General features: G+C 69.3%; 24 protein-coding genes and 1 pseudogene. 14 read left to right on the forward strand and 11 right to left on the reverse strand.

Annotation, left to right across the window (positions count from 1 at the left end; genetic code table 11):
- The first annotated feature begins 41 nt into the window (after nt 1-41).
- The 5 genes from ACIRGA_RS13635 (at nt 42) to ACIRGA_RS13655 (ending at nt 4951) form a co-directional block, all read left to right on the forward strand.
- On the forward strand, nt 42-722 hold the full coding sequence (locus ACIRGA_RS13635; RefSeq protein WP_400940455.1) for a GNAT family N-acetyltransferase: 681 nt from the start codon (nt 42-44) through the stop codon (nt 720-722).
- A gap of 70 nt (nt 723-792) precedes the next feature.
- Nucleotides 793-1824, forward strand: coding sequence for an L-threonine 3-dehydrogenase (gene tdh / locus ACIRGA_RS13640; protein WP_400940457.1), 1032 nt, complete (start codon nt 793-795; stop codon nt 1822-1824).
- Complete coding sequence (locus ACIRGA_RS13645) at nt 1824-3005, forward strand: glycine C-acetyltransferase (protein ID WP_400940459.1); 1182 nt, start codon at nt 1824-1826, stop codon at nt 3003-3005. Before tdh ends, ACIRGA_RS13645 begins: the two co-directional genes overlap by 1 nt.
- Complete coding sequence (locus ACIRGA_RS13650) at nt 3002-3916, forward strand: LysR family transcriptional regulator (protein WP_400940461.1); 915 nt, start codon at nt 3002-3004, stop codon at nt 3914-3916. Before ACIRGA_RS13645 ends, ACIRGA_RS13650 begins: the two co-directional genes overlap by 4 nt.
- Before the next feature lie 39 nt (nt 3917-3955).
- Nucleotides 3956-4951 (forward strand): TerC/Alx family metal homeostasis membrane protein, encoded by a 996-nt coding sequence (locus ACIRGA_RS13655; protein WP_400940463.1) that lies wholly within the window; start codon nt 3956-3958, stop codon nt 4949-4951.
- Here the strand turns inward: ACIRGA_RS13655 and ACIRGA_RS13660 are convergent.
- Complete coding sequence (locus ACIRGA_RS13660; RefSeq protein ID WP_400940466.1) at nt 4948-5511, reverse strand: TetR/AcrR family transcriptional regulator; 564 nt, start codon at nt 5509-5511, stop codon at nt 4948-4950. The genes ACIRGA_RS13655 and ACIRGA_RS13660 overlap by 4 nt on opposite strands.
- An 82-nt stretch (nt 5512-5593) precedes the next feature.
- On the opposite strand from ACIRGA_RS13660, the gene ACIRGA_RS13665 reads away from it, so the two are divergent.
- Together ACIRGA_RS13665 and ACIRGA_RS13670 are read left to right on the forward strand one after the other, a co-directional pair.
- Complete coding sequence (locus tag ACIRGA_RS13665) at nt 5594-6652, forward strand: FAD-dependent oxidoreductase (protein ID WP_400940469.1); 1059 nt, start codon at nt 5594-5596, stop codon at nt 6650-6652.
- Nucleotides 6653-6749: 97 nt separating this feature from the next.
- Nucleotides 6750-7967 (forward strand): DUF222 domain-containing protein, encoded by a 1218-nt coding sequence (locus tag ACIRGA_RS13670; RefSeq protein WP_400940678.1) that lies wholly within the window; start codon nt 6750-6752, stop codon nt 7965-7967.
- 436 nt (nt 7968-8403) lie between these two features.
- Here the strand turns inward: ACIRGA_RS13670 and ACIRGA_RS13675 are convergent, their stop codons facing one another.
- The 4 genes from ACIRGA_RS13675 to ACIRGA_RS13690 are packed head-to-tail and all read right to left on the reverse strand — an operon-like array spanning nt 8404 to nt 11028.
- A complete protein-coding gene (locus tag ACIRGA_RS13675; protein ID WP_400940471.1) occupies nt 8404-8808 on the reverse strand; it encodes a hypothetical protein in 405 nt (134 codons plus the stop codon).
- Entirely contained in the window at nt 8775-9347 is a 573-nt protein-coding gene (locus ACIRGA_RS13680) for an MFS transporter (RefSeq protein WP_400940473.1), read from the reverse strand. Before ACIRGA_RS13680 ends, ACIRGA_RS13675 begins: the two co-directional genes overlap by 34 nt.
- Nucleotides 9302-10084 (reverse strand): alpha/beta fold hydrolase, encoded by a 783-nt coding sequence (locus ACIRGA_RS13685; RefSeq protein ID WP_400940476.1) that lies wholly within the window; start codon nt 10082-10084, stop codon nt 9302-9304. The genes ACIRGA_RS13680 and ACIRGA_RS13685 overlap by 46 nt, the downstream gene beginning before the upstream one ends.
- The gene (locus ACIRGA_RS13690; RefSeq protein WP_400940478.1) at nt 10081-11028 is read right to left on the reverse strand and encodes a LysR family transcriptional regulator; all 948 of its coding nucleotides are present in this window, start codon (nt 11026-11028) and stop codon (nt 10081-10083) included. Before ACIRGA_RS13690 ends, ACIRGA_RS13685 begins: the two co-directional genes overlap by 4 nt.
- A gap of 110 nt (nt 11029-11138) precedes the next feature.
- Here ACIRGA_RS13690 and ACIRGA_RS13695 point away from each other — a divergent pair.
- Both ACIRGA_RS13695 and ACIRGA_RS13700 read left to right on the forward strand, forming a co-directional pair.
- Nucleotides 11139-11291: pseudogene (locus ACIRGA_RS13695) on the forward strand (acyl-CoA dehydrogenase); the annotation flags it as partial.
- A gap of 190 nt (nt 11292-11481) precedes the next feature.
- Nucleotides 11482-12435: a helix-turn-helix transcriptional regulator gene (locus ACIRGA_RS13700; protein ID WP_400940479.1), complete on the forward strand. Its 954-nt coding sequence runs from the start codon at nt 11482-11484 to the stop codon at nt 12433-12435.
- Nucleotides 12436-12533: 98 nt separating this feature from the next.
- Here the strand turns inward: ACIRGA_RS13700 and ACIRGA_RS13705 are convergent, their stop codons facing one another.
- A complete protein-coding gene (locus ACIRGA_RS13705) occupies nt 12534-13166 on the reverse strand; it encodes a TetR/AcrR family transcriptional regulator (RefSeq protein ID WP_400940481.1) in 633 nt (210 codons plus the stop codon).
- A gap of 29 nt (nt 13167-13195) precedes the next feature.
- Here ACIRGA_RS13705 and ACIRGA_RS13710 point away from each other — a divergent pair, with 29 nt between their 5' ends.
- The 3 genes from ACIRGA_RS13710 (at nt 13196) to ACIRGA_RS13720 (ending at nt 16356) form a co-directional block, all read left to right on the forward strand.
- Entirely contained in the window at nt 13196-13954 is a 759-nt protein-coding gene (locus ACIRGA_RS13710; protein ID WP_400940484.1) for a hypothetical protein, read from the forward strand.
- Nucleotides 13955-14029: 75 nt separating this feature from the next.
- Complete coding sequence (locus ACIRGA_RS13715; RefSeq protein WP_400940486.1) at nt 14030-14878, forward strand: SDR family oxidoreductase; 849 nt, start codon at nt 14030-14032, stop codon at nt 14876-14878.
- Nucleotides 14875-16356 carry a flavin-containing monooxygenase gene (locus tag ACIRGA_RS13720; RefSeq protein WP_400940489.1) on the forward strand — a complete coding sequence of 494 codons (1482 nt, stop codon included), beginning with the start codon at nt 14875-14877 and terminating at the stop codon, nt 16354-16356. The genes ACIRGA_RS13715 and ACIRGA_RS13720 overlap by 4 nt, the downstream gene beginning before the upstream one ends.
- A gap of 94 nt (nt 16357-16450) precedes the next feature.
- On the opposite strand, the gene ACIRGA_RS13725 is transcribed toward ACIRGA_RS13720, so the two are convergent.
- Nucleotides 16451-17203, reverse strand: coding sequence for a hypothetical protein (locus ACIRGA_RS13725; protein ID WP_400940491.1), 753 nt, complete (start codon nt 17201-17203; stop codon nt 16451-16453).
- A gap of 4 nt (nt 17204-17207) precedes the next feature.
- Nucleotides 17208-17798 carry a papain-like cysteine protease family protein gene (locus ACIRGA_RS13730; protein WP_400940494.1) on the reverse strand — a complete coding sequence of 197 codons (591 nt, stop codon included), beginning with the start codon at nt 17796-17798 and terminating at the stop codon, nt 17208-17210.
- 384 nt (nt 17799-18182) lie between these two features.
- On the opposite strand from ACIRGA_RS13730, the gene ACIRGA_RS13735 reads away from it, so the two are divergent.
- Entirely contained in the window at nt 18183-21014 is a 2832-nt protein-coding gene (locus tag ACIRGA_RS13735) for an AAA family ATPase (protein WP_400940496.1), read from the forward strand.
- A 32-nt stretch (nt 21015-21046) separates the two neighbouring features.
- Here the strand turns inward: ACIRGA_RS13735 and ACIRGA_RS13740 are convergent, their stop codons facing one another.
- Both ACIRGA_RS13740 and ACIRGA_RS13745 read right to left on the reverse strand, forming a co-directional pair.
- Nucleotides 21047-21478, reverse strand: a complete 432-nt coding sequence (locus tag ACIRGA_RS13740; protein ID WP_400940498.1) for an HPP family protein — start codon at nt 21476-21478, stop codon at nt 21047-21049.
- Nucleotides 21475-21987 carry a carboxymuconolactone decarboxylase family protein gene (locus ACIRGA_RS13745; RefSeq protein WP_400940501.1) on the reverse strand — a complete coding sequence of 171 codons (513 nt, stop codon included), beginning with the start codon at nt 21985-21987 and terminating at the stop codon, nt 21475-21477. The genes ACIRGA_RS13740 and ACIRGA_RS13745 overlap by 4 nt, the downstream gene beginning before the upstream one ends.
- 98 nt (nt 21988-22085) lie before the next feature.
- On the opposite strand from ACIRGA_RS13745, the gene ACIRGA_RS13750 reads away from it, so the two are divergent.
- Nucleotides 22086-22649: a TetR/AcrR family transcriptional regulator gene (locus ACIRGA_RS13750; protein ID WP_400940503.1), complete on the forward strand. Its 564-nt coding sequence runs from the start codon at nt 22086-22088 to the stop codon at nt 22647-22649.
- 99 nt (nt 22650-22748) lie between these two features.
- Here the strand turns inward: ACIRGA_RS13750 and ACIRGA_RS13755 are convergent, their stop codons facing one another.
- Entirely contained in the window at nt 22749-23555 is an 807-nt protein-coding gene (locus tag ACIRGA_RS13755) for a hypothetical protein (RefSeq protein ID WP_400940506.1), read from the reverse strand.
- Between the last annotated feature and the right edge of the window lie 58 nt (nt 23556-23613).

Here is a 23613-nt window from a genome sequence, read left to right on the forward strand (position 1 = left end):
GGAGCGGGAATGAAAGCCCGCCCGCCGGCGTCGGAGCGGTCATGGTCACCCCTTTCGACGACCCGGCCTGGGCTTCGCTGACCGGCCCGCACGCCCACTTCGCGGAGCGCTCCGGCCAGGTGCTGCGCTACCAGGTCGACGTCGCCCCGTTCATCGCCCTGCCACCGGAACCGGACGACGGTGTGTGGGCCGACGTCGCCGCGCTGGCAGGCCCCGGCCAGACGGTCATCGTCCACAACGCGCTCCCCGTGCCGTCGGACTGGGAAGTCCTCGGCAGGATCGCCGGGGTCCGGCTGGTCGACGTCGCGCTCGAAGCCGCCGAAGACCCCGAAGCGGTCCTGCTGGGGCCGGACGACGTCCCGGAGATGCTGGACCTCGTGGAGCGGACCAAACCGGGGCCCTTCCGGAAACGGACCATCGAATTGGGGACATATCTGGGAATCCGGCGTGACGGCGAGCTGATCGCGATGGCGGGGGAGCGGATGCACCCTCCCGGCTGGACCGAGATCAGCGCCGTCTGCACCGACCCGGCGTATCGCGGTCAGGGGCTGGCGACCCGGCTCATCCGCGCGGTGGCGGCGGGGATCCGGGCTCGCGGCGAACGCCCGATGATGCACGCGGCGGCGGCGAACACCTCGGCCATCCGCCTGTACCGGTCGATCGGCTTCGAGGTGATCCCGCGGCCGGACTTCGTTTCGGTCCGTGTCCCGGGTTCCTTGTGAAGTTGCACTAACGAGGGATTTCAGAAACTCGCGATGGACTGAACAGCACGGGCGGACCAGACTTCGCGCCATGAAGGCATTGGTCAAAGCCGACCGAGCACCCGGGCTGGAACTCACCGACGTGCCGGACCCCGCCGTCGGCCCCGGCGACGTCGCCGTCCGCGTGCTGCGCGCCGGGATCTGCGGCACCGATCTGCACATCGACTCCTGGGACGACTGGGCGGCGCGCACCATCGCCGCGCCGCTGGTCATCGGGCACGAGTTCGTCGGCGAGGTGGTCGAGATCGGCCGCTCGGTGACGACGGTCAAGGTGGGCGACCTGGTCAGCGGCGAGGGGCACCTCGTCTGCGGAAGCTGCCGCAACTGCAAGGCCGGACGGCGTCATCTGTGCGCCAGGACCAAGGGCCTCGGCGTCCACACCGACGGCGCCTTCGCGCAGTACGCCGTCCTGCCCGAGATGAACGCCTGGGTGCACCGCACCAAGGTCGACCTCGACATCGCCGCGATCTTCGACCCGCTCGGCAACGCCGTGCACACCGCGCTGTCCTTCCCCGTCATCGGCGAGGACGTGCTGGTCACCGGCGCCGGCCCGATCGGCATCATGGCCGCCGCCATCGCGCGCCACGCGGGCGCACGCAACGTCGTCGTCACCGATGTCAGCGAGCACCGCCTCGAACTGGCCCGCAAGGTCGGCGTCGATCTCGCGCTGAACGTGTCCTCCTCGACCATCGCCGACGCGCAGGAGCGGATCGGCATGGCCGAGGGCTTCGACGTCGGCATGGAGATGAGTGGGCGCCCCGAGGCGCTGCGCGACATGATCGCGAACATGTCGCACGGTGGCCGCGTCGCGCTGCTCGGCCTCCCCGCTTCCGACGTGTCGGTCGACATCGCGTCCGTGGTGCTCAAGATGATCCAGATCAAGGGGATCTACGGGCGCGAGATGTTCGAGACGTGGTACTCGATGTCCGTGCTGCTGCAGGCCGGGCTGGACATCTCGCCGGTGATCACCCACCGGTTCGGCTACACCGAATACGAGAAGGCGTTCGCGACGGCCAGGGAAGGCCGCTGCGGCAAGGTCATTCTGGACTGGACGGAGAACTGATGTACGGCGCGATGCGCGACGACCTCAAGGCCGGACTCGCCGAGATCCGGGAAGCCGGGCTGTACAAGGGCGAGCGGGTGCTCCAGGGGCCGCAACGGGCTTCGGTCAGTGTCGGTGACGGCGACGTCCTCAACTTCTGCGCCAACAACTACCTCGGCCTCGCCGACCACCCCAAGCTGGTCAAGGCCGCGCAAGACGCGCTGGACCGCTGGGGCTTCGGCATGGCGTCGGTGCGGTTCATCTGCGGGACCCAGCAGCCGCACAAGGAGCTCGAGGCGAAGCTGTCGGAGTTCCTCGGCACCGAGGACACGATCCTCTACAGCTCCTGTTTCGACGCCAACGCCGGGCTCTTCGAGACATTGCTGACCGATCAGGACGTCATCATTTCCGACGAGCTCAACCACGCGTCGATCATCGACGGCGTCCGGCTGTGCAAGGCGAAGCGGATGCGCTACCGCAACCGTGACGTCGCGGATCTGGAGGCCCGGCTGAAAGAGGCGTCCGGCGCGCGGTACCGGATGATCGCCACCGACGGCGTGTTCTCGATGGACGGCTACCTCGCGCCGCTCGACGAGATCTGCGCGCTGGCCGAGCGCTACGACGCCCTGGTGATGGTGGACGATTCGCACGCCGTCGGCTTCACCGGGCCGACCGGCCGCGGTACGCCGGAACTGTTCGGCGTGCAGGACAAGGTCGACGTGCTGACCGGCACGCTCGGCAAGGCGCTGGGCGGCGCGAGCGGCGGCTACACCTCGGGCCGCGCGGAGATCGTCGAGATGCTGCGGCAGCGGTCACGGCCGTACCTGTTCTCGAACTCGCTGGCGCCGTCGATCACCGCGGCCGCGCTCGCCACGCTGGAACTGCTGGACACCTCGAGCGACCTGCTGGGCAAGCTGCGCGCCAACACCGAGCTGTTCCGGCGGCGGATGACCGAGGCGGGTTTCGACCTGCTCCCCGGTGAGCACCCCATCATCCCGGTGATGATCGGCGACGCCGCCAAGGCGGGCAAGATGGCGGATCTGCTGCTGGAGCAGGGCATCTACGTGATCGGTTTCTCGTACCCGGTGGTGCCGCACGGCAAGGCCAGGATCCGGACGCAGATGTCGGCGGCGCACTCGACCGACGACGTCAACCGGGCCGTCGACGCCTTCGTGACGGCAAGGTCCATGATGGACGAATGATCGATCCGCGACGGCTGCGCGTGCTGCGTGCCCTCGCCGACCACGGCACCGTGACGGCGGCGGGTCAGGCGCTGCACCTGACGCCGTCCGCGGTCTCCCAGCAGCTGGCCGCACTCGAAGCCGAGTGCGGCCAGCAGCTGCTTCGCCGCCGGGGCAGGCGGGTGTCGCTGACCCCCGCGGGCGAACTGATGGTGGTGCACGCCAACGCCGTCGCCGCCGAACTGGAACGGGCGCAGGCCACCCTGGCCGCGCTCGATTCCGGCGTCCAGGGCCTGGTGCGGCTGGCGAGTTTCGCCTCCGCGATCACGATGGTCGTCGCGCCGGTGATCGCCTCGCTGCGGGCCGGATCGCCTGGGGTCACCATGCAGGTGCAGGACGTCGAGGGGCACGCGAGCATCCCGCTGCTGCTCGACGGCGAGGTGGATCTGGCGATCACCGAGGAGTACCGGCTTTCGCCACGAACGGATGAAAGCAGACTCACCCGGTTCCCGTTGTACGTGGAGCCCTTCGACGTCGTGCTGCCCACCGCGCACCGGCTCGCCGGGGAGTCCGAAGTGGACATCGACGCCCTCGCCGACGACGAGTGGATCGCGCCGAAACCCGGGAATCCCTGCCGTGACGTGCTGATGATCGTCTGCGCCAACCCGGAGATCCGGCACGTCTCCGACGACTTCCACGCGATCACCACCCTGGTCGCCGCCGGCGAGGGTGTGGCTTTGGTGCCGCGTAACGCTTTCACCGCCGTTCCCGGTGCCGTCGCCGTCCCGTTGCGCGGCGAACCGCCGCTGCGCCGCGTGTTCGCCGCCGTCCGGCGGGGGAGCGCGGACCACCCGTTGCTCAAGACCGTCATCGCCGCGCTGCTGGACGCGGCGCCGGGTCATGCGAATGCGGACCGGGGGAGTCGCACTTAGGATCTTGGCACCTGCCGTCGATGGAAAGACAGGGTGCGGATGCTCCAGATCGATGCCCTCACCTGGATCGTCACGATCGGGCTGGTGCTCGGGCTCCTGGCACTCGATCTCATCCTCGCGGCCGTGCGGCCGCACAAGGTCGGCTTCGGCGAGGCGGTGGCCTGGTCGATCGGCTACATCCTGGTCGCGGTGGCGTTCGGTGTCTGGCTGACCCTGGCGCACGGCGGTGACTTCGGGCAGCAGTACTTCGCGGGTTACATCGTGGAGAAGAGCCTGTCGGTCGACAACCTCTTCGTCTTCGTGATCATCATGAGCACCTTCGCGGTACCCGAGGAACACCAGCACAAGGTGCTCACGTTCGGCATCGTCGTCGCGCTGATCATGCGCGCGATCTTCATCGCCCTCGGCGCCACGCTGCTTTCCTTGTTCTCCTTCATGTTCCTGCTGTTCGGGCTGCTGCTGATCTACACCGGAATCCAGTTGTTCCGGCATCACGACGAGGATCCGGACATCGAGAACAACGTCGTGGTCCGGTCCGCGCGCCGTCTGCTGCCGCTGTCGACCGAGTACGACGGAGGCAAGCTGTTCACCCGGGTGGAAGGGAAGCGGGTGGGCACGCCGCTGGTGGTGGTGCTGCTCGCGATCGGCGGGATCGACCTGTTGTTCGCGCTGGACTCGATCCCCGCGGTCTTCGGCGTCACCGACGAACCGTACCTGGTCTTCGCGGCCAACGCCTTCGCCCTGCTGGGCCTGCGGGCGCTGTACTTCCTGGTGAAGGGCCTGCTCGACCGGCTGGTGTACCTGTCCGCCGGGCTCGCGGTGATCCTCGGGTTCATCGGGATCAAGCTGATCCTGCACTGGGCCCATGTGGACATCGACGAGAGCGTTCCGGAGATCTCGACGCCGGTCAGTCTCTCGGTGATCATCGGCATCCTCGTGGTGGTGACGGTGGCGAGCCTGCTCAAGACGCGCAACGATCCCTCCGCCAAGGCGCATCCGGGTTCGCTGCGCGGCTCCCGCCCCGAAGAGGACTAGCGCCAGCCTCGTTCGAGGAGATCGAAGATCCTCTCGACGTCCTTTCGCGGATCCGGGCGACCCCGGGTGAGCGCCGGAATGTCCAGTACGAAACGGGCGAGCGCGTGGCAGGCGATGTCGTCGGAGTCCGCGCCGGTGTCCTCGGCGATGGCTGCCCCGAGGGCTTTGGCGTGCCGGGTCCACATGCGCTCGCCGTACTCCTGAAGTGCGGGGGTGCCGCTCACCAGCGCGGTGAACTCGGCGTACTGGGGATGTGTCGTAAGCGGAAGCCACGTGGCGAGCACGTATTCGCGCAGCGCCTCGACGACGTCCTGGCCCTTTTCGCGCTCGCGGACGGCGGCGATCAGACGTGTCTCGCGGTCCTGTGACTCGTCGAAGACCAGCGCTTCCTTGCCGGGGAAGTGCTTGAACAGCGTCGTCGTCGAGACGTCGGCCGCTTCGGCGATGTCACGGATGCTGACCTGGTCGTAGCCGCGCTCCAGGAACAGGTTCAGCGCGGCGTCCGCCAGTGCCTGGCGGGTGGCCGCCTTCTTGCGTTCACGCCGTCCCGGTGTCTCCATGAGCGCACTCTACCCCATGAGTTGTCACAGTCACTAAGTTGACTCGTTGCACTTTTTCACTCGTTCTGCTTTTCTGGTGTTCATGACGATCAGCATCATCGGAGCTGGCCCCGGCGGCCTGACCTGCGCCCGCATCCTGCAGCGAAACGGCATTCCCGTGACGGTCTACGACCGCGACCCGCATCCCCGTGCCCGCAACCAGGGCGGCACCCTCGACCTCCACGCGGACGACGGGCAGCTGGCTCTCCGCGAAGCCGGCCTCCTCGACGAGTTCTTCGCGCTCGCACGTCCGGAAGGGCAGGAGATGCGCAAACTGGATCCTCTCGGGGGTCTTTTGGAGCACCATGTCCCGGCCGAAGGGGAGCTGTTCAGGCCGGAGATCGACCGCGGTCAGCTGCGTGGCCTGCTGCTCGACTCGCTGGAGCCGGGAACCGTCCACTGGGGACAGACCCTGGACCGGGTCGAGGCCCCCGGACGTCTGCGATTCACGGACGGAACGACGGTCGAGACGGACCTGATCATCGGCGCCGACGGCGCGTGGTCGCGGGTCCGGCCGGTCGTGTCGGCGGCCGTGCCCGAATACGCCGGGATCACCTTTCTGGAGGCGTGGTTCGACGATGTCCGGAACGCGCACCCCGAACTCGCCGAACTCGTGGGCCAGGGCAGCGCGATGGCGGCGGACGGCGAGCGGTGTCTGTTCGCTCAGCGCAACAGCGGTGACCACATCCGGGTCTACATCATCCAGCGCCTACCCTCGGACTGGATTGCCGGCGGCGACACTTTGGAGATCCGCGCTCGGCTGCTCGACGCGTTCTCCGGCTGGTCGCCGTCGCTGTTGCGGATGATCACCGACAACGACGGTCCGTACGTCGATCGCCCCTTGTTCGTCCTGCCCGTCCCGCACACGTGGGAACACAAGCCGTGGGTGACCCTGCTCGGCGACGCCGCTCATCTGATGCCGCCGCTGGGGGTCGGCGCCAATCTGGCCATGCTCGACGCTTGCGAACTCGCCCTCGCGCTGGCCGGTTCCGCCAGTCTTGGCGATGCCGTCGCGCTGTATGAGAAGACCATGCTGCCGCGGTCCGAGGAAATCGCGCGGCAGCTGGAGAACGGTGCTCAGGGTTTGCTCGACGTCGATTAGGTTCGCTTTGTTTGTCGCACAAAGGAAAAGCAGCATGGTTCGAAAACTGTCGGTGGTCGGTTGTACGTTCTGCGTTGTGGACACTCTCAACGCCACTGTGGCGCTACTCAAGGAAATCACCGAGTCCGATGCTTTGAAGGAGGTCAATGCTTCGCTGGATTCGTTGGGGGACAACGATGCCGTCGCCGCGGCGGTCGCGGCGTCGGAGGGGATCGCGCGATTGGAGGCGGTGCGGTTCCGTGCTCTGTCGCAGCTGAGCCGTCATCGTGACGGTGCTGTCAGTGTGGTGCAGGAGGTGGCGTTGGCTCTGTCTGTTGTGGACGGTCACGCGGCCGGGCTGGTGTCGACCGCTCAGGCGTTGACCACCCGCCTGCCCCGCACACTCGGGCTGTTGGACCGCGGGCAGGTGGGTGGGTTCGGGGCGATGAAAGTCGCCACAGCCACCGCCTGGCTGTCCGACGACGACGCCCGCGCCGTGGACGCGGTATTGAAAGACCGGTTGCCGGGTAGGAACGCCGATCAGATCCGGAAAGCGGCGAACCATGCGGCGATGATGGCCGATCGCGACGGCGCCGCCCGACGCGCGGAACGGCACCGCGCCGGACGTCGGTTGTCGCTGCGGCAAGGCGAGACAGGGGTGGCGTCGATCGAGGTCGAAGACGGTCCGGTGGAGAAGGTCGCCGCCGCCTACACGCGGATCGACCGTGAAGCACGCGCCCTGAAGACCGGCGGCGAGGCTCGGACCCTGGATCAGTTGCGTGCCGACGTCGCGTTGGATCTTTTGCTGGGTGGTCAGGGTGGGAAGAGCGAACGGTCCGACGTGTTCCTGTACATGGACCTGCACACGTATCTCGGATTGAACGACGATCCGGCCGAGTTGGCCGGGCACGGGCACATTCCGGCTCCGTTGGTCCGGCACATCGCATCCGGGCCGAACACGGTGTTGCGGCGGATCATCACCGACCCGTTGTCGGGGCAGGTGCTCGACCTGGGCCGGGACCGGTATCGCCCCACCGCCGGCCTTGATGAGTTCGTGCGGGTGCGCGATCGTGAGTGCCGAAGACCCGGCTGCCACCGCGTCGCGCAGGCCTGCGATCTCGACCATGCGCTGCCGTGGCAACACGGCGGCCATACCGCTGATACCGAGCTGGTCGACCTCTGCCGCCGCGACCACCGCCTGAAAGACGAACCCGGCTGGAACTACCGGCTCACTTCCGATGGGACTCTCACGATCACCACGCCTACAGGGCAGAGCTACGACAGCGCGCCACCGCCGCTGCACGAACCCCGGGCGGACGAACCACCACCGTTCTGAGCTGTCGCCGAAAACCGGCAACGGTGCCGCGTGATCGGCACTGGCCTCATTGCCGAAAACGGCCATGACTCAGCCGAAAGCCTGGCATCCGATCGAGGGCACGCAGCATTGACCGACGCCTTTACATCGTGCCCCAGCGACCTCGCCGAAAAACGGCCACGGCTCATGCACTGCGGTTTGCGCTTCCGATGAACGCCACTGTCTGGCTTCGTCGCCAAAATACGGCTACAGCCCAATGGGTGGACGGACCCGACCAAGGGTCCGCAACGGCGACCATCACCGCCATGCCGAATCATCCACTGGGCGCGAGACTCCTTTGCCGAAACGCGGCCATGGCCCCTCTCGTGAGGGTGCTGTTGCCGGAATTCGGCAACAGCACCCCACACCTGCCAAGGCGCCCGTTGCCGAAGCCAACCAGAACCCACGCCAGCCCCACCTACCTCACGACAGAATCCCGAGCAGGCGCCGCGCCGATCTCCAAAGAGGAGTCACGCGAAGGCTCCCGCACCACCAAAGTCGCCACGAAGGTCAGCCCGATGCAACCGGTGACCCACCGGAAGAACACGCTCTCGTGCCCTGCCTGCTTCAAAGCCAGCGCGATCGGTTCCGAAAGCCCGCCGAACACCGCGGTCGCCAGGGTGTGCGGGAGGCCGACGCCGAGGGCGCGGACGTTGGTGGGGAACATTTCCGCCTTGATGATGGCCGACAAGGCGGTGTAGCCGCTGAGGAAGACCATGGCGGTGATCATGAGCAGGAAGGCGATCCACGGGCTCCCCGTCCTGCCCACGAGTGTCATGATCGGCACGGTCAGCAGCATGCCGCCGACGGAGAAGCCGAACATGACCGCGGGAAGGCGAGCCGACAGCCGCGGAGCGTTGGAAGTGTTCCGATTCCACCATGCCGCGGCGGAGGTACATCACGACGAAGCCCGGCGATCGCGCCGAGCACGAACGGAATCCTCCAGCCCCACGCGTACATCTGCGCTTCGGTGAGCAGTGACTGCATCACGATCATCACCAGCAGGGCCGAGAGCTGACCGGCGGTGATCGAGACGTACTGGAAGCTCGAGTAGAACCCGCGTCGCCGCGGAGTGGCGATCTCGGACAGGTAGGTCGCGCTCGACCCGAACTCGCCGCCCACCGAGAGTCCTTGCGCGAGTTGGGCGACCACGAGGATCACCTGCGCGAGGATGCCGATCGACGAATAGCCGGGCGTGAGGGCGATGGCCAGCAAGCCGAAGCTCATCAGCGTCACGGAAAGGGGCAGCGCGGCCCGGCGGCCGAACTTGTCCGCGTAGAGACCCAGGCCAGCCGCCGAGCGGGCGCCGGCATGGTTTACCCGAGGAAGTCGCTCACCAGGTCGCTCGATTCGGGGCGGCATTCGTCGAAGTAGGCGTGCCGTGCCCCGGCGAAGAGGTGCATCCGCGCGTCGGGAACGCGCTCCGTCAGCAGGGGTGCGTTCGCCGGTGGCGCGAGCAGATCTTCGTCGCCGTGCAGGACCAGCGTGGGCGCGGTGATCTCCGGGAGCACGTCCCAGGCGTCGTGGGTGTTGCTCGCGACGAGATGCCGGCGCACCGCGTGCGGCGGCATGCCGTGCGCACCCAGCACCCGGTACGGGCCGGGGTTGGCCGCTCGCCAGGCGGGCGTGTACATCAAGTCCTCCAGCGTCTCCCGCGCCTCCACGGAGGATCGCCGCGCCAGGGCCAGCCGCACGTCGTTCGACCGCTCGACACCGTGCGCGCCGCCCGGCGAGGTGCAGCCGAGGACCAGCCGCCGCACCCGATCGGGATACCGCGCGGCGACCCACTGAGCGACCCGGCCGCCCATCGAGGTGCCGTAGACGTCCGCCTCGGAGACGCCGAGCGCGTCGAGGACGGCGATCACGTCGTCTGCGAAACCCGTTGTGGAATAAGGGGAATCGGGTGCGTCACTGGCGCCGGTGCCGCGATAGTCCATGGTGATCGTGCTCGGGAAGTCCCCGCGCGTGCGGTCCCACCACGTGTGGTCGTTCGCCTGCCCGGCCAGCAGCACGAGCGGCCTTCCCGTGCCGTGCCACTGGTAAGCCAGCCGCGTGCCGTCGGCGGCGACGGCGTGACCGGTACGGGGGAGCGTGCTCATTCTTCTCCTGTTCGGTCTTCCCAGAGCCGCGCCGAGGGCCACTCGCCCTCGCGCACGGTCCGGTGGATCTGCCGGACCAGCGCCCGGGTGACGGCGTCGACGGCGGGGGTGACGCGCTCTGTCCGCGGCGTGCCGAGGACGACGGTGCGCCAGACCTCCGGTTCGCATACCGGAGCCGCGCTCAGGGTGCCGTCGGGGACGTCCGCCGCGATGCCGATACCCGGCAGGATCGTCCAGCCGTGCCCGCCGAGCACGAGGCGTTTCTGCAGGTTCATGGCGTTGGTCTGCACGGCGACCGCCGCCTCGGTGTCCGCCTCCGTGGCCGCGCCGTCGATGAGGGTGCGCAGCGCGTGCCCCTCGGACGGCATGACCAGCGGCTGCGCGGCCACCTCGGCGAACGGGACGGGGTGCGCGGGGTCGAGCCCGGCCGACGGGGGAGCGACCGCCCACAACCGTTCGCGGACCAGCGGACGGACGTTGAGCGACGGCGTACTGGTCAGGTTGCAGAGCAGGCTGAGGTCGACGTCGCCGTCGTCGATCCACCGCTGAAGATGTCCGGAGTACGCGGTGAGCAGCCGCAGTTCGATCCCCGGATGCTCGCGCCGCACGGCCGTCGTCAGCGGCGCGGCGACCCGTTCGGCGGCGCTCTCCAGCAGGCTGACCGTGACGATCCTGGTGACCACCCCGGGTTTCGGGGCCAGCTCGGCCCGGGCCCGGTCGAGTTCGGTGAGCGCCCGCCGGGCGCGTTCGACGAGCGTCGCGCCCGCCTCGGTCGGGCGCATCCCGTGGCGGGTCCGCTCGAACAACGGCACCCCCAGCTCTTGTTCCAGGGTGCAGATCTGCCGGGTGACCGCGGGCTGGACCAGGTGCGGCAGCTCGGCCGCGCAGGTCACGCTGCCGACCTCGGCGACCGTCACCAACGCCTTGAGCTGCTTGAAGTCCACCGTCGTCCCTTCGCATCGCGGACCGGTATGCGGCTATCATTATTCGGTATTTCACATACCGTGGATCGCGAGGTCCGGCCCGTCGCGCGGGAGCTCGACCACACGAACACCTATCCACATATGGCACACAGGAGCAGAAGGACACCTACCTGCCGAAGATGGCGACGGGCGAGATCCGCGCGACGATGGCGCTCACCGAACCCGGCGGCGGCTCGGATCTGCAGGCACTCCGCACCACCGCAAGCCGTGAGGGCGACGAGTGGCCGTGGCGGGCGGCCAGATGTCGACAAGCCGGTCGAAGCCCGGGCCAGGGCCATCCTCGATCGCGCGGGTGAGCCCATTCCGAGCAGCCGGATGACGCCCGGCGGACCCTGGTAGTGCCCGCCGAGCGACGGTAGCGTTCCGGCGGGCGGACTTTTCGTTACGGGCGAACGGAAAGGAGGCGTGGTCGGCGTGCACGAACCGAGGGTGACGGAGTTCGCGACCACCGATCCGGAACAGGCGTGTGCCCTGCTCGCCGAGGCGTATCGCGACAATCGCCTGCGGGTCCACGGCAGTGTCGAGAGCTACCGTTTCGAACACAACCGCTGTGATCTCGGGGAGCTGTATTTCGACTTCCTGCACAACACGCTGACCACGGACGTCGTCGTCCAGCCGTTGGGCAGGATGGTGATGGTGCGGGTGCTGGACGGTCGACAGGAGCTGGACGACGGTGTCACCGACCGCCGGTTCGGTCCTGGAGACGTGTTCATCGGACCGGATCCCGGTCGTGAGTATCAGACGGGGTTGCACGGCACGCGGCTGCAGATCACCGGGATAGACCTGTCGCTGGTCAACGGAATCGATCCTGCGCAGGACGGCGCCGTGGTCGAGCGCTTGTGCTACGAGCCGGTGAGTCCGGAGAAGGCGCTGCGCTGGTGCCGGACGGTCGAGTACGTCACCGGGCTGTTGTCCGTACCGGGCGTGGAGAACGGGCCTCTGGTGCTCGGCGCGGTGGGCAGGCTGATGGCGGCCATGGCACTGGACACCTTCACGGCGGGCACGGGCGAAGACCGCCCGTACGACCGCCGCGACGCCGTCCCGGGCACCGTGCGCCGCGGGATCGCCTTCCTGGAGGCGAATCCGGACCTCGACCTCGGGGTCGCCGACATCGCCCGCGCCTGCCGGGTCTCCGTGCGGGCTCTGCAACTGGCGTTCCGGCGGCATCTGGACACCACGCCCATGGCCTATCTGCGCCGGGTCCGGCTGGACCGCGCCCGTGCGGAACTCCGCGACGCCGCACCCGGCGACGGCACGACGGTGACCGCTGTCGCGGCGAAGTGGGGTTTCCTGGACGGCAGCCGGTTCAGCGCGCAGTATCGCGCCGCTTTCGGTGAATCGCCGAGCAGCACCCTGCGGAACCCCTGAGGTTCGTTTTCGTCGGTGCCGGTGTGCGTTTTCGCCGGTGGACCTGGACGTCCGGACCCTGTTCCATAAAAGTGGCACCAGTATCGCCCGGACCCCGCCTACTGGTGCGCAGCGATCCCGTCGTACATCACCCGGCGGACCGCCCGGCTCATCGCGGCCTGGCGGTCCGGTGACGGGTCGCGCAGTTCGGACAGCACCGACGCGAGGATCATCCCGTTGATCGCGCGGGCGGTGGAGTCGACGTCCAGGTCCTCGTGCAGATAGCCGAGGCGGACACCGTGACGCAGGTAGCCGGCGGTCAGCTCGGCGGCGGTCTCGTAGAAGTCCAGTACCCGTTCCCGCATCTCGGCGTCGATACCCGCCGCTTCGAGCAAGAGGAACCGGGCCATCCGCGGATCGCCGCCGAAGATCCTGGCGAGCGCTTCGCCGATCCGCGCGCTCTGCTTGCGGTACTCGGCAAGGCTGTTGACCGCGTCCGGCGCGTTGTCCGCGGCCAGCGCGCCGACCACCTTCTCGACCAGGTCCGTGATGACGTGGTCGACGATGTCGCGCTTGTTCTGGAAGTACCGGTAGAAGGTGCCGTGCCCGATGCCCAGCCGGGCGGCGATGTCGGCGATCCCCGTCGCGTGGTAGCCCCGCTCGGCGAAGCAGTCGAACGCGGTCTCCACGATCTCGCGCCGTAGTTCCTGCTTCTTCCGTGCGGCCCTGCTGACCGGGGTCTCCGTCGTCATCCCGCCAGCTTATTGCCTGACGCGTTCAAATGACATACCGTTCCGAAAATGACACGTCATTCCGCAAGGCGCTGGTGCTCGGCTGCGGCGGGACCCTGGGGTTCGCCTGGACGGCAGCGGTGCTCGACGCGCTGCACGCCAAGGCCGGCTGGGACCCGCGGGAGGCGGACGTCCTGGTCGGTACCTCGGCGGGGGCGGAGGCGGTGGCCATGCTCGGGGCGGGCATCCCGGCGAAGGCGATCCTCGACGCGGTGGCGGGCGTGCCCGGCGGTGACGCCGTCGTCGCCGCGCACGTCCGGCGGGTGCCGGACAGGCTTCCGCCGGTGCCGTATCCGCGCTGGCCCGCGGCGGGGCTGGTCCGGGCCGCGCTGCGCCGGGACGTCGACACGCTCGCCGGTCTCGCGGGTCTTCTGCCGCGGGGTAGGGGAGACGCCGGTTGGCTTCGCGAGCTCGGGGACGCGCTGGCGCCCGGCGGCTGGGTCCCGCATCCCGCGACCTGGTTGATGGCCGCGGACCTGACCGGGAAGCGGATCGCGCTCGGTTCCCCGGACGCGCCGCCCGCCCGCCTCGGCGAGGTCGCTGCTCATCGCACCGATGAGCAGCGAAGGCGGGGCTCCGGCGCGCGGTCCGGCCCGGCTCGAACGCCTGCTGCGGACGGCGATGACCAGGCGTGTCGACGACGAGGCACGACAGCTGCGCGCGGCAGGCGTCCGGGTGGTCCGGATCGAACCGGGGCCCGCCGATCTCACCGCCATGGGCGCCAACTTCATGGACGGACGACGGCGTGAGCACGTGCTCGCCACGGCCTTGAGGACGGCGCCCGGCCTGGTCGCCGAAGCCTTCGAACGAGAAGGAGTACGCGCATGAGCAAGTACCCGGACCTCGATCTCGCTCGCGCGCACGTGGCGATCACCGGCGCGGGGCAGGGCATCGGCCGCGCGACCGCGGAACGGATGGCCGCGCTCGGTGCCCGCGTCTCCATCGGTGACCTCGACCTCGAAGCCGCGAAACGGACCGCCGCCGATATCGGCGGGACCGCGCATCACCTGGACGTCGCCGATCCTGCTTCGTTCGCCGCCTTTCTCGCTGACGCCGAACAGGCGAACGGGCCGCTCGCGGTGCTCGTCAACAACGCCGGGATCATGCCGAACGGTGGCTTCCTCGATCTCTCCGACGCGCTGAACCGGGCGACCATGGAGGTCAACGTCTTCGGCGTCGTCCACGGCATGCGGCTGGCCTTGCCCGGCATGCTGGACCGCGGCCGCGGGCATATCGTCAACGTCGCGTCGCTGGCCGGGAAGTTCCCGGTGAAGGGGCTGGCGATCTACAACGCCAGCAAATTCGCCGTCGTCGGGCTGACCGCGGCGACCCGGCTGGAGTACGCGCCGCACGGGGTGAGCGTCTCCGCCGTGCTGCCGTCGGCGGTCGACACCGCGCTCGCCTCGGGGCTCGACATGCGGCCGATCCCGAAGGTGAAACCGGGCCGGATCGCCGACGCCGTGGTGGATTCCGTCCGCACCCGCGCCGCGGAGATCGCCGTGCCCGGCTACGTCGGCGCGCTCGCGACCCTCGCGGCCGTGACACCCGAACCGGCGCTCAACGCGTTCCGGCGGCTGATCCGCGACGACCGGGCACTGCGCCCCGATTCACCGGAGCGGGACGGCTACCGCGCCCGCCTCGACCAGGACACCCACCGGGAGGAGAACGCATGAACGCGCAGTACGACGCCGTCGTCGTGGGGGCCGGTTTCGGCGGGATGGGCGCGGCGATCCAGCTCAACCGGCTCGGCTACGACAACCTGCTCATCCTCGAACGCGAATCCGACCTCGGCGGCACCTGGCATGTGAACCGCTATCCCGGGCTGGCGGTGGACATCCCATCGGCGACCTACTCGTACTCGTTCGAGCCGAATCCGCACTGGTCGCGGCTCTTCGCGCCGGGCGCGGAACTCAAGCGGTACGCGGAGCACGTCGCGGACAAGTACCGGCTGCGGCGCTACATGCGGTTCGGCTCGGTGGTCACCGGCGCGGTCTGGGACGAGGCGAACGCGCACTGGACGGTCTCGCTCGCCGACGGCAGGCCGGTCACCGCCAAGTACCTCCTCACCGCGACCGGATTCCTTTCCCAGCCGAAGAAACCCGACATCGCCGGGATCGACACCTTCGGCGGCAAGGTCATCCACACCACCGCCTGGGACGACGGCTACGACCTCGCGGGCAAGCGGGTGGCGGTGATCGGCACCGGCGCGACCGCGGTGCAGCTGATCCCCGAGATCGCGAAGATCGCGCGGGAACTCACCGTGTACCAGCGGACGCCGATCTGGGTGAGCCCGAAACTGGACTTCCCGGTGCCCAAGGCCGTCCGGCGCGCGTTCGCCGCGCTCCCGTTCACCCAGCGGGCCGCCCGGCTGACCGGGACCGCGCTGCTGGAACTGATGATGGTCTCCGGTGTCCTGCACTACAAACAGCTGCCGATGGCGAACCGGCTCGGCAAGCTGTGGTGCCAGGCGCACCTCCGCCGCCAGGTGCGGGATCCGGGGCTGCGCGCGGAACTGACGCCGCGCTATTCGTTCGGCTGCAAGCGTCCGACGTTCTCCAACGAGTACTACCCGGCCTTCACCAAGGACCACGTGCACTTGGAGACGACGTCCATCGCGAAGATCGACAAGACCGGGATCGAGACCGCCGACGGCGAGCGGCGGGACATCGACGTCCTGGTGCTGGCGACCGGATTCGATCTGTGGGAGGCGAACTTCCCGGCGATCGAGATCGTCGGACGCGACGGGCGGAATCTCGGGAAGTGGTGGCGGGAGAACCGTTTCCAGGCCTACGAGGGCGTCGCGATCCCGAAGTTCCCGAACTTCATCTCGCTCAACAGCCCGTATTCCTACTCGGGACTGTCCTATTTCACCACCATCGAGACGCAGATGCGGCATATGGACCGGCTCTTCGGCGCGATGCGGCGGCGTGGCGCGACGGAGTTCGAAGTCACGCAGGAGGCCAACGACGCGTTCCTCGACCGGATGACCGAACGCCTCGGCGACTCCATCTTCACCCTCGGGAACTGCGCGCCGGCGAACAGCTACTACTTCAACCCGCACGGGGAGGCGACGCTGCTCCGGCCATCCTCGACGCTGAACGCGATCAAGGAGGCTGGGAGTTTCCCGCTTGAGGACTACACGTTCGCCTAGCGGGCGGGCTGAAAGCGTCCTTCACCGCATGGCACGCGGTGAAGGACGCTTTCGCTGCATCGCACGCGGTGAAAGCGTCCTTCAGCCCCTGGCGCTACTGCCGGCGGAGCCGGAGCGTGACGCCCGCGCCCGCGGCGGCGAGGAAGACCGCGCCGAGCGCGTACGGCCACCACGGCACCGAGGTGTCGCCCACCGGGGCGGCACCGTAACCACCGGCGGCACCGGTGCGGTCGTAGGTCGAGCCGGGCAGCTTGTCGCCGTAGCGGCTCTGCAGGGCTTCGCGGTAGGCGGCGAGCGACATCTTCTCGCCGGTCTTCGCCACCGACGAGCCGTCGAGGACGGTCACGGTGTCCCCGTCGACGGCGTACCAGGCGCCCGCCTGAGGTTCGCTCAGGAGGTAGCCCTTGCCGACCTGCGCCGCGAGACGCTTTTCGACATCGCCCGAGGCGACGTTGTAGACCGACCAGCCCGAGCCCTCACGCTGCGACCACACGGTCGCGGCGTCGCCGTTGCCCAGGGTCGCCGGAGTGGCGACGTAGGCGAGTTCGGCCGGGACGGACGAAGTACCGGCGATGAAACCCGCGGTCGGCTGGTAGACCGCCACCGGTGTCCGCGGATCGGCCTTGGCGGTTCTGGCCGCGACGGCCGTGTCCGCCTTGGCCGCGCCGGGGAACTGCGCCTTGGCGAGCCGTTGGGTGGTCGCGTCACTGGTGACCACTGTGGACACCGCGGCGAGATCGGCGGCGGTGGGCGCGCCGCTGGGTGCGTCGGCGGCGGAGGACTGGCCGCCGAGCGCCAGTGACAGTCCGAGGGCGAGGATCGTGGCGCCGAGGAAGGTTCGCTTCATGGTTTCAGTCCTTGATCCCGTAGACGGTGTGGGTCCAGGTGAACGAGTTGTTGGACCGGTAGGCGTTGTAGCTCATCTGGTTGTAGCGGGGGCTCGAGCCCCACGGGTCGCCGTAGTACACCGTCGTCGCGCCGTTGGTGTTGTCGTAGCCGTAGAGCACGTGCATGTGGCCGCCGCCGTTGCGCCAGCCGATCCGGGTGCCGATCGGCTGCCGCGCGTCGACCTGGCTCTTGATGGAGGCGAAGCTCAACGTCTGGCCCGACGAGCTGTAGGTGCCGACGTTGCTGAACCCGAGCCACCGGAACACCCGCTGCTGGTCGCTCAGGTAGCCCTGGTTGTTCGCACAGTCCGTACCGGACTCGTTGTGCGCGACCTGGCAGAACTTCGTCTGCGTGAGGGAGTATCCCCACCAGGCGGCGATGGTGTTGCCACTGGCGTCCCAGCACCAGTTGCTCTTCTCCTGAGCCTGCATCTTGATCGGGATCGTGGTGGCCGCCGTGACGACGGGTGCCGCGGTGGCGGGCGCCTGCAGGGCGACCAGCGCGGCGACACCGGCGCAGGCCGTGGCCAGCCCGCGCCTGAATGAGGTCTTCACCGTCGGAACACTCCTAACTGGATGGTCGAACGCGAAGCAAGCGCGGCGGCTACCCGTAAGGGACAGGTGGGGAATTCGGCTACCCGATCGGGTGGCGAACCGGCGCGAGCAGGGGACTTGCGCTGTGGCGAGGTAACAGAGGGGCACTGCGAACAGTCTGAGATTCACCCTCCGGTGGTCTGATGGCAAGGTTCGCGGCAATACCTAAGGGTCCGTATTGCCGTCGCGAGGGTCGGTGTCACCGCAGGTCGTCGTCGCCCGATCGAGTTAACAGTGCGGCGAGGTCGTGACTCCGGTGGTGTGGATCAGCGGAAAGCGCGCGGCTCGTGGTCACTGTTCGTGTTCCCGCCTTTCGGCGGGTGTCCGCTCGGTATGGTCCCGAGCATGCCGACGATCGGTACGGCACCGGTGTTCGTGGCCCGCGACGCCGAAATGGCCGAACTGGTGCGCGTCGCCTCGCGCCCGCCGTCGGTCGCCGTCGTCGAGGGCGAACCGGGGGTGGGCCGGAGCCGTCTGTTCGAAGAACTGGCCGCTCATCCCGTACTCGCGTCGCGTGTGGTCTGGTCCGCCCGGTGCGGTTCCTTCTCGCGGCCGTGCCGGCTGGCGCCGTTGGTCGACGCGCTGATCGCGAAGAGCGACGTGGCCGCCGCTCACGCGGCAAGCTTCTCCCCGGTGACCGGTGTCCTGCGGCGGCTCATTCCCGAGTGGTCACCGTGGCTGCCACCGTTCCCGGCGAACGCGGACGCCGAAACCGTTCGGCAGCAGGAGTTCCGGGCTGTCCGGGAAGTACTGGCGGGCTGTGGCCCGGCGGTGCTGGTGCTCGACGACGTCCACTCCGCGGACGACGACACCTGGGAGTTCCTGAGCGGGCTCGCGGCTTCCCCGGCGGCGGCGCTGAGCGTGGTGGTCAGCGCGGCGGCGTGCGGGCCGCGGCGTTTCCCGCCGTTGCGCGAGACCGCCGCGCATCTCTCGCTCACGGCGTTCACCGCCGTCCAGGTTCAGACGTTGCTGGACGCGTCCTTCGGTCGCTGCGCACCGGATTTCGCCGAAGCGGCGCACCGGCGGACGTCCGGGATCGCCGTCGATCTGACGGCGTTGGTCCAGAGCGTCGGTGACACGGCCGAAGCGCTTTCCGCGGACCGGCTGGCGTCGGCGACGGTGCCGCCGCTCGTGCGGAGCCGGGTTTCCGGGCTGATGGCGGTCATCGGCCCCGCCGCCAGGGACGTCGTCCGCGCGGCCGCGGTGCTGGGATCGCCCGCCGGGGAGCGGGATCTGGGCGCGGTCGCGGCGCCGCCGTCCGCGGAGCTCGACGGCGCGGTCACCGAAGCCGTGGACGCGGGACTGCTGCGGGATCTCGGCCGCGGCCGCTATGTCTCGGGGAGCCCGCTGATCGCCGAAGCGGTCTACGCGTTGCTTCCCGGCCCTCAGCGGTGCGCGATGCACGGACGCGCCGCTGCCCGGCTCTCGGCGGACGCCGAACCCTCCGCGTCGCTCATCGCCCGTCACGCGCGGCTGGCGGGCGACATCGCCGCGTGGACACAGTGGACCGGCGCCGCGGTCGACAACGCCATCGAAGACGGCCGGACCGAGGAAGCGAGCCGTCTGCTCGAAACGGCCTTGCGGGACACGGATCTGCCGCGCACCGCGCGCGAATCGTTCGCCGTCCGGCTCGGCAGGGAACTGCCGCGCGGTATCGCGCACGCCGGTACGGTCCGGCTGCTGCGGGAGATCCTGCGCGAATGGCCGCTGAGCAAGGCCGCGCGGGGCGAGATCCGCGTCCACCTCGGACAGGTGCTGATCAATCAGGTGGGCAAGGTCGAAGCGGGCAGGCTCGAGATCGAACTGGGCGCGGCCGACCTCGGCAGGCGCCAGGCGCTGCTCGCCAGGGGGCTGGTCACCTTGGCGCTGCCGCATATCTGGACGGTCCCGGTCGAGGAGAACTTCCGCTGGCTCGACGAGGCCGAGCAGGTGAGCAAGGGGGAGCACGACGCCGGGCTGCTCGCCGCGATCACCGCCAACCGGCTTTCGGCGCGGATGCAGATCGCCGATCCGGAGGCCTGGCACGAGATCGCCGATCTGCCGCTGGCCCCGGAGTCGGCCGAGGTCTGCCGCCAGGTGGCCCGCACCTACATCAACCTGGCCGACGCGGTGGCGTGGAACGGGCACTATCCGGTGGCACGGGCCTACCTCGCGACCGCGCGACGGCTGATCCGCGACGACCACCAGCCCTACCTCGACGCGCTCGCCGACGGTACGGAGCTGCGCTTGGACCTGGCGATGGGGGAGTGGGCGAGCGTCGCGGAAAAGGCGCGAGCGATGCTGACGCGGGTCGACAAGGACGGTTCACTGGCGGCCGAACCGTTGCTGGTACTCGGCTGGTACGAGTACGGACAGCACCGGCCGACGGCGGCCTTGCGCAGTTTCGACGCGGCGTTCGCGCTTTCCGCGGGCAGCGTCCCGGTGCAGGCTTCGGCGTACGCGGGCCGGGTGGCCGTCCATCAGGCGGGCAAGGATCTGCAGGCCGCCCGGCGCCTGGCCGAGTACGGCCTGGAAACCGTGCGCCGCAAGAACAACTGGGTCTGGGCGGCCGAGCTGATGCCGTTCGCCGTGCGCACCATGCTCGGGCTGGGTCAGCACGTCGAGGCGAGGGAGCTGCTCGCGGAGTACCGGCAGGGCATCGACGGCAAGGACGCGCCGGTCGCCAACGCGTCGGCGCTGCTGTGCCGGGGGATGCTCACGCAGGCGCGCGGTGAGACGCTCGCCGCCGGCGATCTGCTGCTCGGCGCCGCGCGGGCCTACAGCGCGTTGCCTCTCCCGTATTTCGCCGCCTACGCCGACGAACTCGCGGCCGGATGCTTCTCCGAAGCCGGGGTGCGAGAGCGTGCCGTCGCTTCGTTCACCACCGCGGAGACGACGTACGCGAGCCTCGGTGCGGCCGTGGACGCGCTCCGCTGCCGCCGTTCGTTGCGACGATGCGATCCCGAGACGCCCCGGCGCGGCCGCAAAGGTTACGGCGAGGGCTTGTCGCCGAGGGAACTCGAAGTCGCCCGGCTGGCCGCCCGGAACCTGACGAACCGGGAGATCGGCGAGCGGCTGTTCCTCTCGCCGAGGACGGTCGAGATCCACATCGGACGAGCCCTGCGCAAATTGGGGCTGCCTTCGCGCACCGTCCTGACCGAGGACCTGCTCGGCGACGGTTCCCCCACCATTCGCTAAGGGGCGGGGCCGCGAAAACGGCCCCGCCGGTGTCACGTCCGGATGGCCCTCGCGGCGAACCTGGTGTGAAGGATCAGCGCGACCGCCAGCACGGCCGCCGCGCCGATCAGGAACACGCCGTTGGGCCACGGCTGCAGGACCATCAGGCAGCCGGAGGCGACGGCGGGCGGATGCACCACCCGGAAGAGGAGCATGGCGCCGAATCCGGCGGCCGCCGCGACCGCGACGGCCACCGGACCGGACGGCAGCACGAACGCGGCGAGGACCCCGGTCACCACGGCGAGCGCGTGGCCACCGAACACCGCGACCGGCCGGGCGGATGGCAGCGCCGGATTGGCCAGCACCAGCGCCAGGCTGGCGGCGAGCGGTGCCGACGCCGCCGGCCCGACTCCTGAGCCCATCCCGGCGGCGGCCGCCCCACCCGCGCCCGCCGCGGTCAGCAGGATCGGCGACGCGTATCTCACCGGGACACTTCGGGGAAGTCGAGGTCGGGCTCGGCCACGTGATTGAAGTAGTTGGACAGCACGTTGAGCGCGATATGCGCGACCACCTCGGTGACCTGTGCGTCGGTGACGCCGCCGGCGCGGGCTTCGGCCAGCCGCTCGTCGGGGATCCGGCCGCGGTGGGCCATGACGGCGTCGGCCAGCCGGAGTACCGCGCGGGTGTGCGGGTCGGGGCTTTCCGCCTCACGGGCCTTGTCCAGTTCCTCGGCGGGGATGCGCATCTTCTCGCCGCGGAAGGTGTGCGCGGCGAGGCAGTAGCCGCAGTCGTTGCGCTGTGCGGTGAACAGCGCGAGCAGCTCGCGTTCGCGCGCGGTCAGTTCGCCGCGCGTGAGGGCGTCGCGCAAGGCGAGGTAGCCGCTCAACGCCGCCGGGCCGTTGGCCATCGCGGCGTAGAGGTTGGGCACCCGGCCGAGCTGGTCGCGGACGTCGGTCAGCAACGGATGCTCGGTCAGCTGGGGGATGCGGGGCACGGTCTCTCCAAACGGTACAGGTCTGTTCCGAGTTGGACGGTACAGACCTGTACCGCCTGCGGTCAACCAATTCGGTACAGAGTGGTACTGTTTCGGCCGTGGGAACCCGAGCGCGCGAGCGGCTGCTGAGCACGGCCGAAGAGCTGTTCTACGCCGAAGGCATCCGCGCGGTCGGCATCGATCGCATCCTGGAGGAGTCCGGCGTCGGCAAGGCGTCGCTCTATCGGCATTTCCCGAGCAAGGACGCGCTGGTCGAAGCCGTGCTGCGGGAACGGGACCGTACCTGGCGGCAGTGGCTCTCCAGCACTGTCGACGGCTACCGCCTCGATCCGGAGGACCGAATCCTCGCGGTCTTCGACGCTCTCTTCGAACGCTTCTCCCGCAAGGACTTCCGTGGCTGCGCCTTCATCAACACCATGGTGGAGACGGCGGACCCGGCGAGTCCCGTGCACGCCGTCGCGGCCGAGCACAAGAGCGCGCTGACCGAGTATCTCGCCGGCCTGCTCACCGACGCGGGTCATACCGACGCGGACGGACTCGCCGCCCAGCTCGTCCTGATCGTGGACGGCGCGATCGTGACCGCCGTCCGCGAGAACGCGCCCGACGCGGCCCTTCGCGGCAAGTCGATCGCCGCCGCCCTGCTGCGCGTCAGGATGACGTGAGCGCCCGTCGCAGCTCTTCGTAGGTCGGGGCAAGCGTCCGGAGGGTCGCGGCGGCACGGGCGTCGTGTTCGACGACGAGGTCGTACTGCAGGGAGCCGATCAGCCGCGCCTGCGTGGTGAGGACGGCGGCCGCGTCTTCGTGGCCGACCCGGCGCAGGCAGGTCGCGGCGTCGTTCGTCCGCCGAGGCGCACCACGAAATGGACGAGCAGTCCGCGCAGGTCCGGATCGCAGTCGTCGTCGATCCGGGCGGCGAGCGCGAGGGCGGCGTCGCCGTTGCCCACCGTGCCGGGCGGAAGACCGGCGTCGCCTTCGCCGCCGAGCCGCCTGATCGCCCGAGGGAGCGAAGCGACGATCGCGGCTTCTTCCGTGACATCGGTGTGCCGTACGAAATTCGTTCGCATCGTGTGCGGTTTGCCGTACGCGACGGTTTCGGCCAGCCACGCGGCGGCGAAATCCGGCCGCGGGATCCGCGCGTACGGATATCCCTGCGGGTCGTGGGCGGTGACGGACTCGTCGTCCGCGGCGAGCACGACCAGGAAATGGTCGGCGCCGATCGGGCCGGTCATTCCGGGCTGGTGGCGCAGGTGTCCCATTTCGATCGGCCCGATCAGGACCGGCCCGTCGGAAAGGCGCTCGGCGAGCCGGGCGAACGCCGCGTCCGGATCCGGCTCGCTCGTCGTTTCCGCGCTCCAGCCGAGGACGTCGAGTGCCTCGCCGATACCGAGATCGGGATCCCAGCCGAAGGCGTCGAAGAACGGGAGCGTTCCGCCGACCAGTTGCATGCCGAAGGGGCTTCCGGTCACAGTTTCGAGCAGGTCGGCTCCCGGCGCGTCGGCGCCGAGCATCATCGCGAGGGAATGGGTGTAGCAATAAGGGCCGGAGCCGCGATAAGGAATTTCGATCACGCGTTCGACGATGCCGGATTTCGCGACGAAACGCCACCTCTGGTTTTGTCCGTTGTGG

The sequence above is a fragment of the Amycolatopsis sp. NPDC102389 genome (assembly GCF_044765885.1).
Lineage (GTDB): Bacteria > Actinomycetota > Actinomycetes > Mycobacteriales > Pseudonocardiaceae > Amycolatopsis.

Excerpts from the sequence above, each read along its gene's own strand:
- ACIRGA_RS13645 (WP_400940459.1), top strand. The coding sequence starts at position 1,824 with ATGTACGGCGCGATGCGCGACGACCTCAAGGCCGGACTCGCCGAGATC.
- ACIRGA_RS13655 (WP_400940463.1), top strand. The coding sequence starts at position 3,956 with ATGCTCCAGATCGATGCCCTCACCTGGATCGTCACGATCGGGCTGGTG.
- ACIRGA_RS13705 (WP_400940481.1), bottom strand. The coding sequence starts at position 13,166 with ATGACGACGGAGACCCCGGTCAGCAGGGCCGCACGGAAGAAGCAGGAA.
- ACIRGA_RS13665 (WP_400940469.1), top strand. The coding sequence starts at position 5,594 with ATGACGATCAGCATCATCGGAGCTGGCCCCGGCGGCCTGACCTGCGCC.
- ACIRGA_RS13680 (WP_400940473.1), bottom strand. The coding sequence starts at position 9,347 with ATGCCGCCCCGAATCGAGCGACCTGGTGAGCGACTTCCTCGGGTAAAC.
- ACIRGA_RS13735 (WP_400940496.1), top strand. The coding sequence starts at position 18,183 with ATGCCGACGATCGGTACGGCACCGGTGTTCGTGGCCCGCGACGCCGAA.
- ACIRGA_RS13660 (WP_400940466.1), bottom strand. The coding sequence starts at position 5,511 with ATGGAGACACCGGGACGGCGTGAACGCAAGAAGGCGGCCACCCGCCAG.
- ACIRGA_RS13675 (WP_400940471.1), bottom strand. The coding sequence starts at position 8,808 with ATGTTCGGCTTCTCCGTCGGCGGCATGCTGCTGACCGTGCCGATCATG.
- ACIRGA_RS13710 (WP_400940484.1), top strand. The coding sequence starts at position 13,196 with ATGACATACCGTTCCGAAAATGACACGTCATTCCGCAAGGCGCTGGTG.
- ACIRGA_RS13635 (WP_400940455.1), top strand. The coding sequence starts at position 42 with ATGGTCACCCCTTTCGACGACCCGGCCTGGGCTTCGCTGACCGGCCCG.
- ACIRGA_RS13725 (WP_400940491.1), bottom strand. The coding sequence starts at position 17,203 with ATGAAGCGAACCTTCCTCGGCGCCACGATCCTCGCCCTCGGACTGTCA.
- tdh (WP_400940457.1), top strand. The coding sequence starts at position 793 with ATGAAGGCATTGGTCAAAGCCGACCGAGCACCCGGGCTGGAACTCACC.
- ACIRGA_RS13650 (WP_400940461.1), top strand. The coding sequence starts at position 3,002 with ATGATCGATCCGCGACGGCTGCGCGTGCTGCGTGCCCTCGCCGACCAC.
- ACIRGA_RS13715 (WP_400940486.1), top strand. The coding sequence starts at position 14,030 with ATGAGCAAGTACCCGGACCTCGATCTCGCTCGCGCGCACGTGGCGATC.
- ACIRGA_RS13685 (WP_400940476.1), bottom strand. The coding sequence starts at position 10,084 with ATGAGCACGCTCCCCCGTACCGGTCACGCCGTCGCCGCCGACGGCACG.
- ACIRGA_RS13720 (WP_400940489.1), top strand. The coding sequence starts at position 14,875 with ATGAACGCGCAGTACGACGCCGTCGTCGTGGGGGCCGGTTTCGGCGGG.